General features: G+C 57.9%; 16 protein-coding genes and 2 tRNA genes. 10 read left to right on the forward strand and 8 right to left on the reverse strand.

Annotated features, from left to right (window positions below):
• Positions 1–59 precede the first annotated feature (59 nt).
• Positions 60–356, reverse strand: coding sequence for a hypothetical protein (locus tag GOW04_RS06490; protein ID WP_152457544.1), 297 nt, complete (start codon positions 354–356; stop codon positions 60–62).
• 119 nt (positions 357–475) lie between these two features.
• Positions 476–1,906, reverse strand: coding sequence for a Glu/Leu/Phe/Val dehydrogenase (locus GOW04_RS06495; protein ID WP_152457543.1), 1,431 nt, complete (start codon positions 1,904–1,906; stop codon positions 476–478).
• Between the two features lie 390 nt (positions 1,907–2,296).
• Here GOW04_RS06495 and GOW04_RS06500 point away from each other — a divergent pair, with 390 nt between their 5' ends.
• The 3 genes from GOW04_RS06500 to GOW04_RS06510 are packed head-to-tail and all read left to right on the forward strand — an operon-like array spanning position 2,297 to position 5,056.
• Positions 2,297–3,925: a Tad domain-containing protein gene (locus tag GOW04_RS06500; protein ID WP_253282461.1), complete on the forward strand. Its 1,629-nt coding sequence runs from the start codon at positions 2,297–2,299 to the stop codon at positions 3,923–3,925.
• A complete protein-coding gene (locus GOW04_RS06505; protein WP_171119523.1) occupies positions 3,922–4,452 on the forward strand; it encodes a TadE/TadG family type IV pilus assembly protein in 531 nt (176 codons plus the stop codon). The genes GOW04_RS06500 and GOW04_RS06505 overlap by 4 nt, the downstream gene beginning before the upstream one ends.
• A 4-nt stretch (positions 4,453–4,456) precedes the next feature.
• Positions 4,457–5,056: a TadE/TadG family type IV pilus assembly protein gene (locus GOW04_RS06510; protein WP_152457540.1), complete on the forward strand. Its 600-nt coding sequence runs from the start codon at positions 4,457–4,459 to the stop codon at positions 5,054–5,056.
• Here GOW04_RS06510 and GOW04_RS06515 read toward each other — a convergent pair.
• On the reverse strand, positions 5,015–5,497 hold the full coding sequence (locus GOW04_RS06515) for a hypothetical protein (RefSeq protein ID WP_171231901.1): 483 nt from the start codon (positions 5,495–5,497) through the stop codon (positions 5,015–5,017). The genes GOW04_RS06510 and GOW04_RS06515 overlap by 42 nt on opposite strands.
• A gap of 157 nt (positions 5,498–5,654) precedes the next feature.
• On the opposite strand from GOW04_RS06515, the gene GOW04_RS06520 reads away from it, so the two are divergent.
• Positions 5,655–6,566, forward strand: a complete 912-nt coding sequence (locus GOW04_RS06520; protein ID WP_171119522.1) for a pirin family protein — start codon at positions 5,655–5,657, stop codon at positions 6,564–6,566.
• A 21-nt stretch (positions 6,567–6,587) separates the two neighbouring features.
• Here GOW04_RS06520 and GOW04_RS06525 read toward each other — a convergent pair whose 3' ends face one another.
• Positions 6,588–7,175: a TetR/AcrR family transcriptional regulator gene (locus GOW04_RS06525; protein WP_171119521.1), complete on the reverse strand. Its 588-nt coding sequence runs from the start codon at positions 7,173–7,175 to the stop codon at positions 6,588–6,590.
• Between the two features lie 102 nt (positions 7,176–7,277).
• Here GOW04_RS06525 and GOW04_RS06530 point away from each other — a divergent pair, with 102 nt between their 5' ends.
• The 6 genes from GOW04_RS06530 (at position 7,278) to GOW04_RS06555 (ending at position 12,101) form a co-directional block, all read left to right on the forward strand.
• Positions 7,278–7,526, forward strand: a complete 249-nt coding sequence (locus GOW04_RS06530; RefSeq protein WP_171119520.1) for a hypothetical protein — start codon at positions 7,278–7,280, stop codon at positions 7,524–7,526.
• Positions 7,527–7,653: 127 nt separating this feature from the next.
• Positions 7,654–8,940 carry a homoserine dehydrogenase gene (locus GOW04_RS06535; protein WP_171119519.1) on the forward strand — a complete coding sequence of 429 codons (1,287 nt, stop codon included), beginning with the start codon at positions 7,654–7,656 and terminating at the stop codon, positions 8,938–8,940.
• 69 nt (positions 8,941–9,009) lie between these two features.
• Positions 9,010–9,993 (forward strand): class II fructose-bisphosphatase, encoded by a 984-nt coding sequence (glpX, locus tag GOW04_RS06540; RefSeq protein WP_171170520.1) that lies wholly within the window; start codon positions 9,010–9,012, stop codon positions 9,991–9,993.
• Between the two features lie 93 nt (positions 9,994–10,086).
• Positions 10,087–11,829: a single-stranded-DNA-specific exonuclease RecJ gene (recJ, locus tag GOW04_RS06545; RefSeq protein ID WP_171231902.1), complete on the forward strand. Its 1,743-nt coding sequence runs from the start codon at positions 10,087–10,089 to the stop codon at positions 11,827–11,829.
• A 98-nt stretch (positions 11,830–11,927) separates the two neighbouring features.
• A tRNA-Glu gene (locus GOW04_RS06550) sits at positions 11,928–12,002 on the forward strand.
• Positions 12,003–12,026: 24 nt separating this feature from the next.
• Positions 12,027–12,101, forward strand: a tRNA-Glu gene (locus GOW04_RS06555).
• 66 nt (positions 12,102–12,167) lie between these two features.
• Here the strand turns inward: GOW04_RS06555 and GOW04_RS21870 are convergent.
• The 4 genes from GOW04_RS21870 to GOW04_RS06570 form a co-directional block, all read right to left on the reverse strand.
• Positions 12,168–12,683: a hypothetical protein gene (locus GOW04_RS21870; protein WP_371814359.1), complete on the reverse strand. Its 516-nt coding sequence runs from the start codon at positions 12,681–12,683 to the stop codon at positions 12,168–12,170.
• Entirely contained in the window at positions 12,602–12,964 is a 363-nt protein-coding gene (locus GOW04_RS21875; protein ID WP_371814360.1) for a DeoR family transcriptional regulator, read from the reverse strand. Before GOW04_RS21875 ends, GOW04_RS21870 begins: the two co-directional genes overlap by 82 nt.
• 131 nt (positions 12,965–13,095) lie before the next feature.
• Positions 13,096–14,937: a V-type ATP synthase subunit A gene (locus GOW04_RS06565; protein WP_171231903.1), complete on the reverse strand. Its 1,842-nt coding sequence runs from the start codon at positions 14,935–14,937 to the stop codon at positions 13,096–13,098.
• Positions 14,934–15,626, reverse strand: coding sequence for a hypothetical protein (locus GOW04_RS06570; RefSeq protein WP_171231904.1), 693 nt, complete (start codon positions 15,624–15,626; stop codon positions 14,934–14,936). The genes GOW04_RS06565 and GOW04_RS06570 overlap by 4 nt, the downstream gene beginning before the upstream one ends.
• Between the last annotated feature and the right edge of the window lies 1 nt (position 15,627).

Here is a 15,627-nt window from a genome sequence, read left to right on the forward strand (position 1 = left end):
GGAACGCGCGCCAAGGGGATGGCGCGCGTTTGTCCACAGGGAAATGTCCGGGCTGTGGATTATTGCTGCAAACACAGCTCAAGCCAAGCGGCGCCCAGATCCTTTTTGCGCACGTCGCGCATCTTTTGTTCATAGACCCACGGTGTGATCAGCGGAATCGCGGCGTTGTAGTTCTCGGGCCATGTCGGGCCACTATCAGCCACGGCTTGCGCCACATCGCGTTCTTTCACGCGGTCCAGCCGCGCCTTCTGGATCGCTGCCACCACATCCGCCTGATACTTGCAGCTTTGTTCCTTAGTTTCCTGAGCGGCCAAAGGGGTGGCCAGCAGAGCCGCGACAATGGCTATACGCAACATGGAGGTCTCCGGGATTCGTTTCTCTGAGTGTCTACTATCCGTCAAACTAACGGGCCGCCATCGACATTCAAGCCGCGGCGTGTACCGGCGGGGCGAAATGATCACCCCGCCCGCCTGCTTCAGAGCCCCTTGGCGCGATAGCTTTTGGCCACGCGGTCGATCGCCACGATATAGGCCGCAGTACGCAGGTCTTCGACATCGTCGCGGCTGTGCCACACTTCACGCATCGACTGATAAGCGATACGCATCGTGTCATCGAGGCCCGAGCGCACCAGTTCAAGCTCATCGGCACCCTTGAGGTATTTTGCCTTGAAGTCCGGAGACATCGACCACGCGTCACCCAGATAACGGTCCAGCCGCTCCAGTTCGCTGACGATCAATTCATGTCGCGCCTCTTCCTGCCGACGCTGCATCCGGCCGAAACGAATGTGGCTAAGGTTCTTGACCCATTCAAAATAAGACACCGTCACACCACCCGCGTTGGCATACATATCCGGGATGATAACGGTACCTTTCTTGCGAAGAATCTCATCCGCGCCAGCGGTGACCGGGCCGTTCGCTGCTTCGATGATCAAAGGTGCCTTGATCCGCTCGGCGTTGGAAAGGTTGATGACACCCTCCAAGGCCGCCGGAATCAGAATATCACACTCAGCCTCCAGAACGCTTGTGCCTTCCGCTGAATGAGTCGCGTCCGGATAATCCTTGACGCCGCCATGCTTGACGATCCACTGGCGGACGGCTTCGACGTCGATACCATCCGGGTTATAGAGCGCTCCGTCCCATTCGATGATACCTACAACGCGTGAACCGTCCTCCTCGCTCAGAAACTTCGCAGCGTGATAGCCCACATTGCCGAGCCCCTGCACCACAACACGCTTGCCGTCCAGCTTGCCCGACAGGCCTGCCGCCCTGACGTCTTCGGGGTGACGGAAAAATTCGCGCAGAGCGTACTGAATGCCACGTCCGGTGGCTTCAACCCGCCCAGCGATACCACCTGCGTTCAATGGCTTGCCGGTCACACAGGCCCGTGCATTGATGTCGGTGGTGTTCATCCGGGCGTATTGGTCAGCCATCCAGGCCATTTCGCGTTCGCCCGTTCCCATGTCGGGCGCGGGAACGTTTTGCGACGGGTTTATAAGATCCCGCTTTGCAAGTTCATAGGCAAAGCGTCGTGTGATTTGCTCCAGCTCGTGTTCTTCGTATTTCCGCGGATCAATGCAAAGCCCGCCTTTCGATCCGCCAAAAGGCGTTTCGACAAGAGCGCATTTGTACGTCATCAACGCAGCCAGCGCTTCGACCTCATCCTGGTTCACAGCAGTGGCATAGCGAATGCCGCCTTTGACCGGCTCCATATGTTCGGAATGGACGGACCTGTATCCGGTGAACGTATGGATCTCACCACGCAGACGCACACCGAACCGAACTGTATAGGTCGCGTTGCAAACCCGGATTTTCTGCTCCAGCCCCGGCGGCAGTTCCATCAGGGCGGCCGCCCTGTTGAACATCAGGTCAACACTCTCGCGAAAGCTTGGTTCTTGGATGCCGGTCATAAAATCCTCCGTACCGCTGGATGACGAAACGTCATGACGTTTTGTCGCACCACTCAAGTCTGGCTGCAATCAAACAATGCACTTTTTTTCATCACCTTCTTAACAGAGACTTGATGGCCTGATGGTGAGTCGCCCAATCCAGTCAACCGCTTAACTGATTGTCTTCATTTCATCGACAGACCAGGGGAAAACGTGAAAATTATACCCCTTGAGTGCGCAAAAAGGCCAAAACCAAGCCTTTTTCGCCCAATTCACGCCACGTTTGAAAATTAAATTTAACCGGAATTTCCTTTCTTTGGCGCACGACTTCTATGTGCGAGGCGGAGTCATCAAATGATAATTTTCTCGCTTCAGAACGACGGCTCGAAGCCGAAACACAAGATTTCCCGGTTGCGGCTGTTTGCCCGAAAAGAAGACGGCACTTTTACGATATTCACCCTGCTCATTTTAATCCTGATGCTGGCCATCACCGGCATGGCGATGGATCTGATGACGTACGAGCGCGACCGCGCCAGCCTGCAATCAACGCTGGACCGCGCGGTGCTTGCTGCAGCAGATCTTGACCAGAAGCTGCCACCCAAGGATGTTGTCGACGCCTATATGGAAAAGGCCGGGCTGGGCCATCTTGAGAAAACCGTGACCGTCACCGAAGGATTTGGCTCCAGAAAGGTGGCCGCGACCGCCAATGCAGTTGTTCCGACGCGTTTTATGAGGTTCGGAAAAGTCACCGAACTGAATATGAAAGCGGCAAGCACTGCCATAGAGTCCATCGGTTCTGTCGAAATCTCCCTGGTTCTGGACATGTCCGGGTCCATGACAAGGTCTTCTGCGACCGCCGGAAAGTCGAAGATCGAAGTCTTGAGAACCGCGGCGAAGGGCTTTGTCACCAAAATGCTTGAGGAATCTGGTGAAACGAAGATTTCGATGTCGATTGTCCCCTATGCCACTCAGGTCAATGCCGGGCAGGACATACTGGGTAAATTCACCAACGTGACCTCAGAGCACAACTATTCCCATTGCGTGAACTTTACTTCCGGACAATTCGGATCTGCGACGCTTAGCCCGAATACCTTCTATCAGCGCACTGGGCATTTCGATCCTTGGCGATACAATTCGGCAAACGTCAACGGCGTTTCAACCGATGGAGAACAGCCCCCGGCCTATTTCGTATGCCCTGTTCGCAGCGGCAGTGAAATTACAGCTGTCACCGACAATGTCCAATATCTGCACAACCGCATCGATGCCCTGACCGCAAGTGGCAACACATCTATCGACGTAGGCATGAAATGGGGTGTCGGCATGCTGGATCCGTCATTCCAGCCTGTGATCAATGCCTTGGCCACCGAAAACAAGGTTCCTGCAAAATTCGCTCTGCGCCCGGAATCTTATGACTCGGACGTGCTTAAGGTCGTAATCGTAATGACCGACGGGCAAAACACTTCGCAGTACATGTTGGACTCGTCCGCGCGTAGTGGCCTGACTGAAGTTTGGTTCAACCCTGACTATCAAAGACCCGACGGGAAAAAGGGTGAATATAGTATCCGCTATTCGACCAACCCGGATCGTTGGGTCTGGATGCAACATACAGAAGAAAACGGCAGCTATGTCACGGCAGGCCATCCTTTTGGGAATCCACCCAATGAAAACTCCTCTAACGAAGAGATTGGCACCGCCACTCGCCTGACCTATCCCGAGCTTTTTGCCCGAGCTTCGCTGTGGTGGAACGCCAAGAACAACTTCTATTGGCAAAGCAACCACGAGAATAACTGGTACTACGGCCTCAGAAAATCAGTGGGATCTTCCACAAAGAACGCGCGCACGACCAGCATCTGCGGCGCGGCCAAAGACAAGGGTGTCATCATCTATGGCATCGCTTTCGAGGCCCCCACCAGCGGCTTGAATACCATCAAGTCCTGCGCAAGCTCTGACAGCCATGTTCACAATGTAGCTGGATTGGATCTGGACAAGGCGTTTACTGCGATTGCTTCGTCCATCCGCAAATTGAGGCTGACGCAATGATCCGCAAATCACTGTCAAAACTCCGTACTTTCAAGCGATCCGAGTCCGGGAACGCGACGATCGAATTTGTCATGATCATTCCGTTTTTCCTGGCATTCATTGGTATTGGTGGAGAGATGTCGATAATCACCACCAAGCACGCCGCGCTGGAACGGGGAGTTGATCTGGTCGTTCGGGATATCCGTCTGGGCACAGGCACCAACTGGAGCCACGATGTAATCAAGGACCGGATTTGCGACATTTCCGGTATCAAGAATTGTAAAACCAACCTGCGGCTGCAAATGCTTCGCCAGAATGCATTCAATGGCATCGTTCTTTCGGACGAAATACCCTGCACCGACAGTTCGGAAGACCCCAAACCAGTGCTCGACTTCAAAAGCGGGGCCTCAAACGAGTTGATGATTTTGCGGGCCTGCCTGCGTATCGATCCTGTTCTGGAAAGCTCGATCATCGCAAACACAGTGGTCGACGAAAGCGGCCACTATGCAGTGACCGCAACGACCGCATTCGTGCAGGAGCCACGGTAAAGCTATGTTTGTATTCAGAAACGTGAAAAACCGCATCAAGGCCTTCAAGCAGGACGAAAGTGGTATTCTGACCGTCGAGGCCATCATGATCTTCCCGCTGTTGTTGTGGACGATTACGTTTACGTTCACCGCATTCGAGGGATTTCGTCAAAGCGCGTCGAACCTGAAAGCTGCCTATACGGTCAGCGATCTGATCTCACGTGAATCGGCCGCTGTGACTGATGTTTACATCGACTCGCTTCACGAACTTATGGGCGAAATGGTCAACAACCGGTCTGAAGTGCGCATGCGTGTCTCTCTGATCCGTTTTGACGAGAACGACAACCGCCACTACGTGGATTGGTCGACCGTGCGCGGCTATGACACGGAATGGAACGACAACAACATCCAGGAAATCGAAAACCGTCTGCCGCCGATGCCGGATCAGGACACGGTCATTCTGGTGGAAACATCCAACGAGTATATTCCTCAGTTCAAACCTGGCTGGGATCTGGCGACCGGCATTAACTTTCAAAACTTCATCTTCACCCGTCCCCGCTTTTCCACCAAGGTCGCTTGCAACCTAGTGCGCCCTCCGGTCGTCTGCGTGGATAATAGTGCTTAAGACTTCTGACATGAACTTGGCCTCGGCGGCAGACGTCATGCCGCCCACGCCGACCCGGCGACCAATCCGCCACCACAATCCGGGGGCCCATTGGTACGTATCTTTGTGCTTGGTGCGAACCAGAAAGCCGTTTGACGGCTTGAACGCGAATACGCCGCGATCCACCGATTCAATATCAGCCACCTTTGCGATCATTTGACCTGACCCGGTACGCAATTCCGACTGTGTCAGTTCAATATAGTCCCGGGTCGCGTGCCATACACGATAGGCCAGCCAAAGCGACGCGCCCCCTACAGCAAAAAGAAATACTTGCCACGCCGGTTCGGGCGGAGATGCCAAAGCGACGTATGTGACCAGCACCCCAACCGTCGACAGCATCCCTACCCCGATCCACCGTCTGGGGGATGATGCCTGAATCGTTGCCAGCACTTCGTCCTGCATGGATGTCTCCTGTCCGTTCCGCTTCGACTTAGCGACTTTCCAGGGGAAACAACAGGGCTTTGGTTGCTTAGCAAATTTGCACAGCTCCGGTTAATTAACGCTGATTGACCGCAATCACGCAGGGGTTACATGCTGATCAAACGAACCGGAGGCGAATATGTCCCTTAGACCCACACTGGAAACACGCAGGGCCACCCCGACGATGGAAGGGGCTGGCGTGAAACTTCACCGCGCATTCGGGTTTCAGGACCCGTCCGAACTTGATCCTTTCCTGCTGTTCGACGACTTCAGGAACGAACGCCCGCAGGACTATAAGGCTGGTTTTCCCTGGCATCCGCATCGCGGAATCGAGACGATCACCTATGTTCTGGCCGGATCGGTCGAGCATTCGGATTCGCTGGGCAACACCGGCACTTTGGTCGCGGGCGACGTGCAGTGGATGACGGCGGGGTCCGGCATCCTGCATCAGGAAATGCCGCAGGGAAACACCTCGGGGCAGATGCATGGGTTTCAGCTGTGGGGTAACCTGCCTTCGGATCAGAAGATGACTGCCCCGCGCTATCAGGATGTTCAAAGCAAGGATATCCCCGAAGTCACTGATGACGACGGCACCACCGTTCGTGTGATTGTCGGAGAGTTCTGGGGCAAAACCGGCCCCGTGGACGGCATTGCGGCAGATCCACAATATCTGGACATCTCGGTTCCGGCGGGTGTGAAGAAGACCTTTCGCATCGACACTTATCGCCGAGCCTTCGCCTATGTCTTTCAAGGTCAGGCAGCTTTTGCAGATGCGTCACGCCCGTCCGGTGTGCTGTTGGAAAAAGAGGTCGCCGGGCAAGAGGTGAATATCCGGGATATGTCGGGTGACCGCACGCTTGTCCGTTTCGGGACGGGGGACGAAATCACCGTTCAGGCTGGCCCCGAAGGCGTTCGGTTTCTGTTGATCTCGGGGGCTCCGATCAATGAGCCCGTCGCATGGCACGGGCCCATTGTGATGAACACGCGGGCCGAATTGGAACAAGCGTTTCGCGAACTGCGAAACGGGACCTTCATTCGCCCTGCGCACTGACACAGTGACGGTCTGGCCCTGTCAGGCCGTCACCGCCTTATGCACCATGTTCCAATAAATCCGTTCGACCTCGTCCAGTGACAGCCGCCCTCCGGACCTGTACCAGGTCATCACTCCGTTCAACATGGCAATCACCGCCAGCGTCGCGATCTTGGTGTCCGGTATCGCAAACTGTCCAGCCTGCTGGCCAGAGTGAAGGATGTCCTCCAACGCGTTTTCGTATTGGCGCCGAAGGTCTTCGATTTCGGCGAAGTTTTCGGGCGAGAGGTTGCGAAGTTCCATATAGGCGATGAACACCTCGTCAGGGCGTTGCAGGTGGAAACGAATGTGAAAACCGACAAATCGGCGCAACGCTTGCCGGCAGTCATCGCAGCGCTCCAGCGCGTTGAGCGCCGAAAGCAGATCCTGCATATGCTCTCGCATCAACCGATACAGCAAACTCTGCTTGTCCGGTGTGTAATTGTATAGCGCCCCCGCCTGAACGCCGACCTCTTTCGCGATCTGCCGCATCGAAACCGCGGCATAGCCGTGGCGGGCAAACAGGTTCAGGGCCGCCTTTCGGATGCGCGGGCCTGTGATGTCAGAGTGGGAGCCTTGAGTACGTGCCATGCACCCACAGTATCTGAACAAATGTTCATATAGAACCCCGCTTGATCGGCGCCGGTAAAAGGTGCATCACGAAAGGACGAACGAAACCGAAAAGCGTGCCACATGAAACTGCTGCCTGTTCTGCCTCTTATTCTTGTGTTTGCCGGGTGTTCAGACTTTCCCGAACTTGAAGGCAGTGAACCGGCCTCGGTCAAATCGGCCCCCTACCCGCGCCTTGTTCCGGTGCAGGAAACGTTGGGGCCTTCGATTGATCCCGTAAGCCAGGCCGCAGAGGTGGAGGAAGACCTGACGCAGCGCAGCGAGGCGCTTGCGAAAAAGGCCCAGGCGCTGCAAAACGCGCAAACCAACTAAAGCGTGACATTTGACCTCGACAATCCCCCGGTGACGGATTGCACCCTTGGCCTGAACCCGATAAGGCAGCGCTGATCGGGCAGGCGTCCGAATTCAGACAAGTTTCGAGCGGAAAGGAACCCACGACATGACACAGGCACTGCGGCTGGGAATTGCGGGCTTGGGAACTGTCGGCGTGGGTGTCGTCAAGATTGTTCGCCGCCATGCAGATTTGCTGAAGGCGCGCACGGGCCGGTCGATTGAAATCGTGGCCGTATCGGCGCGGGATACGAACAAGGACCGCGGTGTGAACCTGTCGGATTATGCCTGGGAAACCGACCCGGTTGCGCTGGCGAAACGTGACGATATCGATGTCTATGTCGAACTGATGGGCGGCGAAAACGGTCCGGCCAAGGCCTCGGTCGAAGCCGCGCTGGCCAGCGGCAAAGACGTCGTGACCGCCAACAAGGCATTGCTGGCCATTCACGGGCAGGAACTGGCCGAACAGGCCGAAGCTGCTGGCCGCGTCATCCGGTTTGAGGCCGCAGTCGCGGGCGGTATCCCCGTAATCAAGTCCCTGACCGAGGGGCTGGCCGGAAACGAGATCACGCGCGTGATGGGCGTGATGAACGGCACCTGCAACTACATTCTGACCCGGATGCAATCGCAGCGTCAGGGCTATAACGCCCTTTTCGACGAATGCGCCGAACTTGGGTATCTTGAGGCTGACCCCAATCTGGATGTCGGTGGCATCGACGCCGCGCACAAACTGGCTTTGCTGGCCTCGATCGCTTTTGGCACCAAGCCAAATTTCGACGGGATTGAGATCGAAGGCATTCAGCAAATCAGCCTCGACGATATCGACCAGGCCGAGGATATGGGCTTTCGCATCAAACTGCTGGGCGTGGCACAGCGCACCGCGCGCGGGCTGGAACAACGCATGCAGCCTTGCCTTGTGCCCAGCGACTCGCCCTTGGGGCAATTGGAAGGCGGCACCAACATGGTGGTGATCGAAGGCGACGCGGTTGAACAGGTTGTTCTGCGTGGCCCCGGTGCGGGTGAAGGCCCGACGGCCAGCGCCGTGATGGGCGACGTGTGCGATCTGGCACGTGGGCTGCAAATCCCGACCTTTGGCCGACCGGCCAATTCGCTTGAGGCCGCGGCCCCGGCCGTCACGGGCCTGCCTGCGCCTTATTATCTGCGGCTGGGTCTACTGGATAAACCGGGCGCACTGGCCAAGGTTGCAGCCATTCTGGGCGATGCCGGCGTTTCGATAGACAGGATGCGCCAGTATGCCCATGCAGAAAGCACGGCGCCTGTGCTGATCGTTACCCACAAAACCACCCGCGCCGCGCTGGACGTTGCGCTGGACCGGTTCCGGGAAACGGATGTGGTTGCCGGTGCCCCCGTCGCGTTGCGGATTGAAGAGGTTTGAACTTGCGGCCTGTATGAAACGCAAGCTATGCCGATAGAAACGGCTTAAATGACCAGAGGATACATGACAATGAGTGCTGCCAAAACCGATTTCAACGACCGCCTGCTGTCTCTGGGGCTGGCAAGGGTGGCGGAACAGGCTGCGCTGGCCTCGGCTTCGCTGGTGGGGCGCGGTGACGAGAAAGCCGCCGACCAGGCCGCTGTGAATGCGATGCGCGAACAGCTGAACATGCTGGACATTGCTGGCGTCGTGGTGATCGGTGAAGGTGAACGCGACGAAGCTCCGATGCTTTATATTGGCGAAGAGGTCGGCACCGGAAACGGCCCCGGCGTGGACATCGCGCTGGATCCGCTGGAAGGCACAACGCTGACCGCAAAGGACATGCCCAACGCGCTGACCGTGATTGCCATGGGCCCGCGCGGCTCGATGCTGCATGCGCCCGACGTCTACATGGACAAGCTTGCCGTTGGTCCGGGCCTGCCCGAGGGTGTCGTCAATCTGGACATGTCTCCACGTGAACGGGTGGAAGCCTTGGCAAAGGCCAAGAACTGCAAGCCTGCGGACATCACCGTCTGCATTCTGGAACGCCCCCGTCACGAGGCGATGATCGCCGAAGTGCGCAAAACCGGAGCATCGATCCGCCTGATCACCGATGGTGACGTGGCAGGTGTCATGCATTGCGCAGAAAGCGAAGTGACCGGCATCGACATGTATATGGGCCAGGGTGGCGCCCCCGAAGGCGTGCTTGCCGCTGCCGCGCTGAAATGCATGGGCGGGCAGATCTTTGGTCGCCTGATGTTCCGCAACGATGACGAGCGGGGCCGTGCTGCCAAGGCGGGCATCACCGATCTGGACCGGGTCTATTCGCGCGATGAGATGGTGACCGCGGATGTGATCTTTGCCGCAACGGGTGTAACTGGTGGTTCTCTGTTGCCGCGCATCAAGCGCGAGCCGGGTTGGGTGGAAACCACGACGCTGCTGATGCGTTCAAAGACCGGGTCCGTACGCCGCATGTCGTATCGCACCCCAACGTGGCCGCACGATAACGCCTAACGGCTTGCGCCGTTGCCTCCGGCGGGAGTATTTGGGAAAAGATGAAAAGGCCGGGTCCGAAAGGATCCGGCCTTGGTTCACAAGGGGCAGGCAATGGGTTTTCTTGGCGTAGAACAATCACTGACCGGGCGGCGCTGGGTTGGCCCGGAAGCCGAGCTGGAGCGGGCTGCCGAGATGATGACTCAACAGACCGACCTGCCGCGTGCGGTATGTCAGGTTCTGGCCCGTCGTGGCGTGCCGGTCATGGAGGCGCGCGGCTTTCTGGACCCCAAGCTCAAGGAGCTGCTGCCAGATCCCCGCGACATGAAGGACATGGAAACGGCGGCGGCGCGTTTTCTGGACGCCGTACGCCATCGCCAGAAAATCGCGGTGTTCGCGGATTACGATGTTGACGGCGGCTGTTCTGCCGCTCTGCTGCTGGTTTGGCTTCGGCAGATGGGGTTGCAGGCGACGCTTTATGTGCCGGATCGGATTGATGAGGGATATGGTCCGAATGTTCCGGCAATGCGGGAACTGGCAACCAGCCACGACCTGATCATTTGCGTCGACTGCGGCACGCTCAGCCATGAACCGATTGCCGCGGCCACGGGGGCCGACGTGATTGTTCTGGATCACCACCTCGGCGGCGAAACCCTGCCGGATTGCGTTGCTGTCGTGAATCCCAACCGCCAGGATGAAAGCGGTGATCTGGGCTATTTCTGCGCGGCGGGTGTCGTGTTTCTGATGCTGGTCGAAGCAGGGCGCCAGTTGCGCGCGGCAGGCGCAAAGGGGCCTGACCTGATATCGATGCTGGACCTAGTGGCCCTGGCAACCGTGGCTGACGTTGCGCCATTGATCGGCGCCAATCGCGCCCTGGTTCGACAAGGCCTGAAAGTGATGGCCCAAAGGCAGCGCCCCGGACTTGTCGCGCTGTCCGATGTCTCGCGCATGGATACGGCGCCCAACAGCTATCACCTGGGTTTTCTGCTTGGCCCCCGCGTGAACGCAGGCGGTCGCATCGGGCAGGCCGATCTGGGTGCCCGCCTGCTGAGCACGGATTCCCTGCACGAGGCACAAGCCCTGTCCGAACGTCTGGACGCGCTGAACACAGAACGCCGGGACATTGAAAACGCCGTGCGCGCCGCCGCGATGGAGCAGGCCGAGGGTCGCGGACTCGACGCGCCGCTGGTCTGGGCCGCCGGTGAAGGCTGGCATCCGGGTGTGGTGGGCATCGTGGCGTCTCGTTTGAAGGAAACCGCCAACCGTCCGGCCATCGTGATCGGCTTTGACGGTGATGAGGGCAAAGGCTCGGGGCGTTCGGTCTCGGGCGTGGATCTGGGGGCGTCGATCCAGCGGCTCGCGGCCGAAGGGTTGCTGGTCAAGGGTGGCGGTCACAAGATGGCCGCTGGGCTTACCGTCATGCGCGACAAACTGGAACCTGCGATGGAACGCCTCAGCGAGCTGCTGGCAAAACAAAGCGCAGGTCAGGGCGGTCCTGCGGATATGAAGCTGGAAGGCGCCCTTATGCCGGGTGCCGCAACAGTGGATCTTGTCGAACAGATCGAACAGGCCGGACCGTTTGGTGCCGGAGCCCCTGCCCCGCGATACGCGCTTCCGGATCTTCAGGTGCGCTTTGCCAAACGTGTCGGGGAAACGCACCTGAAGTTGTCGTTGTCCGATGGCATGGGTGGAGGAGTGGATGCGATTGCCTTTGGTGCCTTTGACGGTCAGATGGGCGAGAGGTTGTCAAATCATGGTGGCGCGCGCTTTCATTTTGCAGGCCGGCTTGAGGTGAACACCTGGGGCGGGCGGCAATCCGTACAGCTCAGGCTCGAGGACGCGGCAGAGGCAAATTGACGTCTCGCTCGAACGGCGTAAAAAACTTTCTCATCCCTGCGTTTTTCGGCTTGCGGGGGTCACAGTGAAACCGTAAAAGGCCCTCCACAAGCCAGCGTGGCCCGTTCGTCTATCGGTTAGGACGCCAGGTTTTCAACCTGGAAAGAGGGGTTCGATTCCCCTACGGGCTACCACTTGTGCTTGCGTCACTACCAAGTGGCCCGTTCGTCTATCGGTTAGGACGCCAGGTTTTCAACCTGGAAAGAGGGGTTCGATTCCCCTACGGGCTACCATTTCATCGCATCCTCAGCCTTTGTTTTCTGATCTGACGATTGGTCTTTGCTGGCGCGTGATTTGTGTCACGCCGCATGAGGTTTCCCTGCTGTCGCAAACCGTACGTCGATGCCCCAGCGGTCAAAAGACTTGATCATCGCCCTTTTCGGTGCCGTGTCTGTCACAAGCGTGTGCACCAGACGCGGATCCGGCCCGACATAGGGGGCCTTGTCGCCGAATTTGAAATGCCCGGAGGCCATGACAAGAAGATCCGCCCGACCGGCCACGACCGTGGCAAGATCTGCCTCTGCCGGGCTGTGATACAGAAACCCCGTGCTGTCCGAGATCTCATCCGTGCTGAGGATCGCGACGTCAAACGCATATCGTTGCAACTGCCTCTGGGCGACATGGCCAAAGGTGCCCCGCTCATCGCTTTGCAGTTCTCCGCCCAGCAGATGCACACGGTTTCCGTTGATCCCTGCCAATGTCTGCACAACGCCGATAGAATTGCTGACAACCGTCAGACGGTTGGCCCGGCGCAATTCCTCGGCGACAAAAGCCGTGTTCGAGCCGACATCCAGGAAACCGTCATCTGATCCCACACCATATTGGCCGTACGCAAAGCGATCAGACGCTTTTCGTCGGCATGTTGCGAAATGCGGCGAAAGAAACCGGGATCCCCTTGCGCCCCGGCATGGTAGGCGCCGCCATGAACGCGCTCGATCGTGCCCGCCTTGGACAAGGACTTGATCGTACGTCGCACCGTTTCTTCGGACACACCCAGCACATTCACCAGATCAGAGTTTCGCGCTGCCCCGCCTAGACGCCGCAATGCGTCCAGCAATTCCGGTTCACGATGGGTGTTTGGGGCTTTTTTCTTCACTGTCAACTCCGAATACTCGGTTTTGCATCACAAGGGCATGGATCGCTGCATACGACAAGCCAGTGCAATCTCTGCAACGCGCGGTTTTTCCAGCCTACGGGGATCACCGGAATAATTCGGCGTGACCTGTCTCAGACTCCGAACTTTTCTCGGCACAGGTTTTCGATCTTTTGCCAGGTGGACTTGTATTCGGGTGTGTTTTCTGCCGCGTAGTGAAAGTTTTTCATCAGCCCGGTCAGCTGCGTGAACACCTGCCTCACTTCGGCTTTGTCCGAGAAGACCGCCTTGGATTGCGTCACATCGTACACAAGCTTGAACGTCTTTATCTGCCGTTCAAGCGGCACCGTCGCATCGACTGTGTCAAATGCGTCCTGCTGCAAGTAGACCATATCGACGAACAAGGCTTTCTGTTGGGTTACAAAGTCGTCAATTGTGACGCCCTCTTCCCCGGTGACCTGCATCATCTGATCGACCTGTTCGCCTTTTTCGATCAGGGCCAACAGGGTGCGCACTTTGGCTGTCCACCCCGGCTCGGCGTTCCTGTCATACCAGTCGGACAATTGGTCAGTGTACCGAGACCAGCTGAGCATCGGATCGACCGCTGGATAAAACCGCTTGTAGGCGCGTTCGGATGACAACCCGAGGAAACACTTGACCGTCGACAAGGTTGACTGGGTTACCGGCTCGTCAAAATTGCCGCCAGCAGGCGAAACCGTTCCGATCAGCGTCAGGCTGCCAAGATCGCCGTCATTCGTTTTCAGCGCCCCGGCGCGTTCGTACAAACCCTTGATCGAGCTTTCCAGATAGGCCGGGAACCCCTCTTCGCCCGGGATCTCTTCGAGCTTGCCAGAGGTCTCGCGCATGGCTTGCGCCCACCGGCTGGTGCTGTCGGCGATCAACAAGACATCATTGCCCATTTGGCGGTAGTATTCCCCCAACGTGATCCCGGTGAAGATCGACGCCTCGCGCGCGGCAACCGGCATGGAGGACGTGTTGCAGATGATGATCGTCCGATCCATCAGGCTGCCACCGGTGGTTGGATCGGTCATCTTCGGAAATTCCTCGATGGTCTCGACCACCTCACCTGCACGTTCGCCGCAGGCCACGACGATCACGATATCAACCTTCGCATTCCGTGCGATCAGGTTTTGCAGCACGGTCTTGCCCGCCCCGAACGGCCCGGGAATACAGGCGGTGCCGCCGCGTGCAATCGGAAAGAACGTGTCGATCAGCCGTTGCGACGTCAGAACCGGTTCCGTGGGATACAACCGCTCGGACAGTGCGCGCTTCAGGATGTTTTCCGGCAATGGTCTCCGAACCGGCCATTTCTGCGAAAGAGTCAGCGTATGCTCGCCACCGTCTTCGTCTTCCAGGCGGGCCACGATGTCATGGATCGTGGCCGCGCCTTTTTGCACCCAGACCACCTTGTACGCACCGGTCCAGTTGAACGGCAGCATGATCTTGTGGCTGAAATGGCCTTCGGGCACCGTTCCGATGCTGTCCCCGGCAGTGACCGTGTCGCCCACCTTCACGGACGGCGTAAAGGACCATTTCGCGTTTTCATCCAAGGGCGCGACATCTGCGCCGCGCGGCAGGAAGGTACCAAATGCTGCCGCCACCTTGGGCAAAGGCGACTGCAACCCGTCAAACACCTGCCCCAGCAGCCCCGGACCCAGCTCTACTGACAAGAGCTGACCTGATTGCTCCACCGGGTCGTCGACCGCCACCCCATCAGTGCTTTCATAGACCTGAACGTCCGCCATATCCCCACGTACGCGCAGCACTTCGCCCTTGAGCCTTTCCTGACGCCCACCGGGGCCGGAACGCGAAGGCAATATGTAAACCACTTCGTTTTTGACCAGTTGACCGGGGCGACCGGTCGCGTCCGGATTGGCCTGTATCCGCACAAGCCCTTCCTGAACCAGGACGACGCGAGCGGTCGATGAATGTTTGGCTGAGATTGGGGCTGTCATGCACTTGCTCCCTCAAAATCGACATCAGCGAAGTCGGCCATGGCCTGTTGTGCCAGTTTCTCAAATCTCTTGGCTGCTTCCGCAGCGCTGCTTTGCGCCCAGCGGTCGAAGATGTTCCAGATCAGAACGTAGATGGCGACCGCCTCGAAATCGAACATGTGACGAGCCGCGTGCCGCTTGAGCTGCTTGTGGCTTATCGACAAAAGCAGACGTTCCAGACCCAGCGGATTTTCGCTTTCCAGCAATTGGGTTGCCTCTTTGATCCAGGGCATGAGTCGTTCCAACCGAAAACTGGGATCACCCCAATTGGCTGGGATGTGGCGGCTCCATCGTCCGACTCCGAATGGGCCTGAAGGCGCCGGTTCTCCGCGTTTTCTCAGGCGCAGCGCCGCAACAGCCGAGCGCAGTTCCATGCGTTCCATGAAAAGCTTGCGCAAGGTGGGCTGAGGGATGTCCTCCATCGCTTGTTTGCAGCGCTGGATCGCCTGAGCGTCGGAGACATCCATGTCGTAGGCGCTCCAGCTCAACGTGTGCTCGAGGATCTTCAGAACTTTGCTGTCCTCAGGTGTCAAAGCCGTCAATCGACGGTCCAGCCTGATACGTGACAGGGGCGGCTGCCTGGCAACGAACAACCGTTCCGAACCCGGAAGGCTGCACATCAACGCGATATAGGCGTCCTGCTTTGACATC

This window comes from Ruegeria sp. HKCCA4812 (assembly GCF_013034245.1).
In the GTDB taxonomy this organism is placed as follows: Bacteria; Pseudomonadota; Alphaproteobacteria; order Rhodobacterales; family Rhodobacteraceae; genus Ruegeria.

Coding starts and splice junctions, on each gene's coding strand:
- GOW04_RS06490 (WP_152457544.1), bottom strand. CDS start 356: ATGTTGCGTATAGCCATTGTCGCGGCTCTGCTGGCCACCCCTTTGGCC.
- GOW04_RS06495 (WP_152457543.1), bottom strand. CDS start 1,906: ATGACCGGCATCCAAGAACCAAGCTTTCGCGAGAGTGTTGACCTGATG.
- GOW04_RS06505 (WP_171119523.1), top strand. CDS start 3,922: ATGATCCGCAAATCACTGTCAAAACTCCGTACTTTCAAGCGATCCGAG.
- GOW04_RS06510 (WP_152457540.1), top strand. CDS start 4,457: ATGTTTGTATTCAGAAACGTGAAAAACCGCATCAAGGCCTTCAAGCAG.
- GOW04_RS06515 (WP_171231901.1), bottom strand. CDS start 5,497: ATGCAGGACGAAGTGCTGGCAACGATTCAGGCATCATCCCCCAGACGG.
- GOW04_RS06520 (WP_171119522.1), top strand. CDS start 5,655: ATGTCCCTTAGACCCACACTGGAAACACGCAGGGCCACCCCGACGATG.
- GOW04_RS06525 (WP_171119521.1), bottom strand. CDS start 7,175: ATGGCACGTACTCAAGGCTCCCACTCTGACATCACAGGCCCGCGCATC.
- GOW04_RS06530 (WP_171119520.1), top strand. CDS start 7,278: ATGAAACTGCTGCCTGTTCTGCCTCTTATTCTTGTGTTTGCCGGGTGT.
- GOW04_RS06535 (WP_171119519.1), top strand. CDS start 7,654: ATGACACAGGCACTGCGGCTGGGAATTGCGGGCTTGGGAACTGTCGGC.
- glpX (WP_171170520.1), top strand. CDS start 9,010: ATGAGTGCTGCCAAAACCGATTTCAACGACCGCCTGCTGTCTCTGGGG.
- recJ (WP_171231902.1), top strand. CDS start 10,087: ATGGGTTTTCTTGGCGTAGAACAATCACTGACCGGGCGGCGCTGGGTT.
- GOW04_RS06565 (WP_171231903.1), bottom strand. CDS start 14,937: ATGACAGCCCCAATCTCAGCCAAACATTCATCGACCGCTCGCGTCGTC.
- GOW04_RS06570 (WP_171231904.1), bottom strand. CDS start 15,626: ATGTCAAAGCAGGACGCCTATATCGCGTTGATGTGCAGCCTTCCGGGT.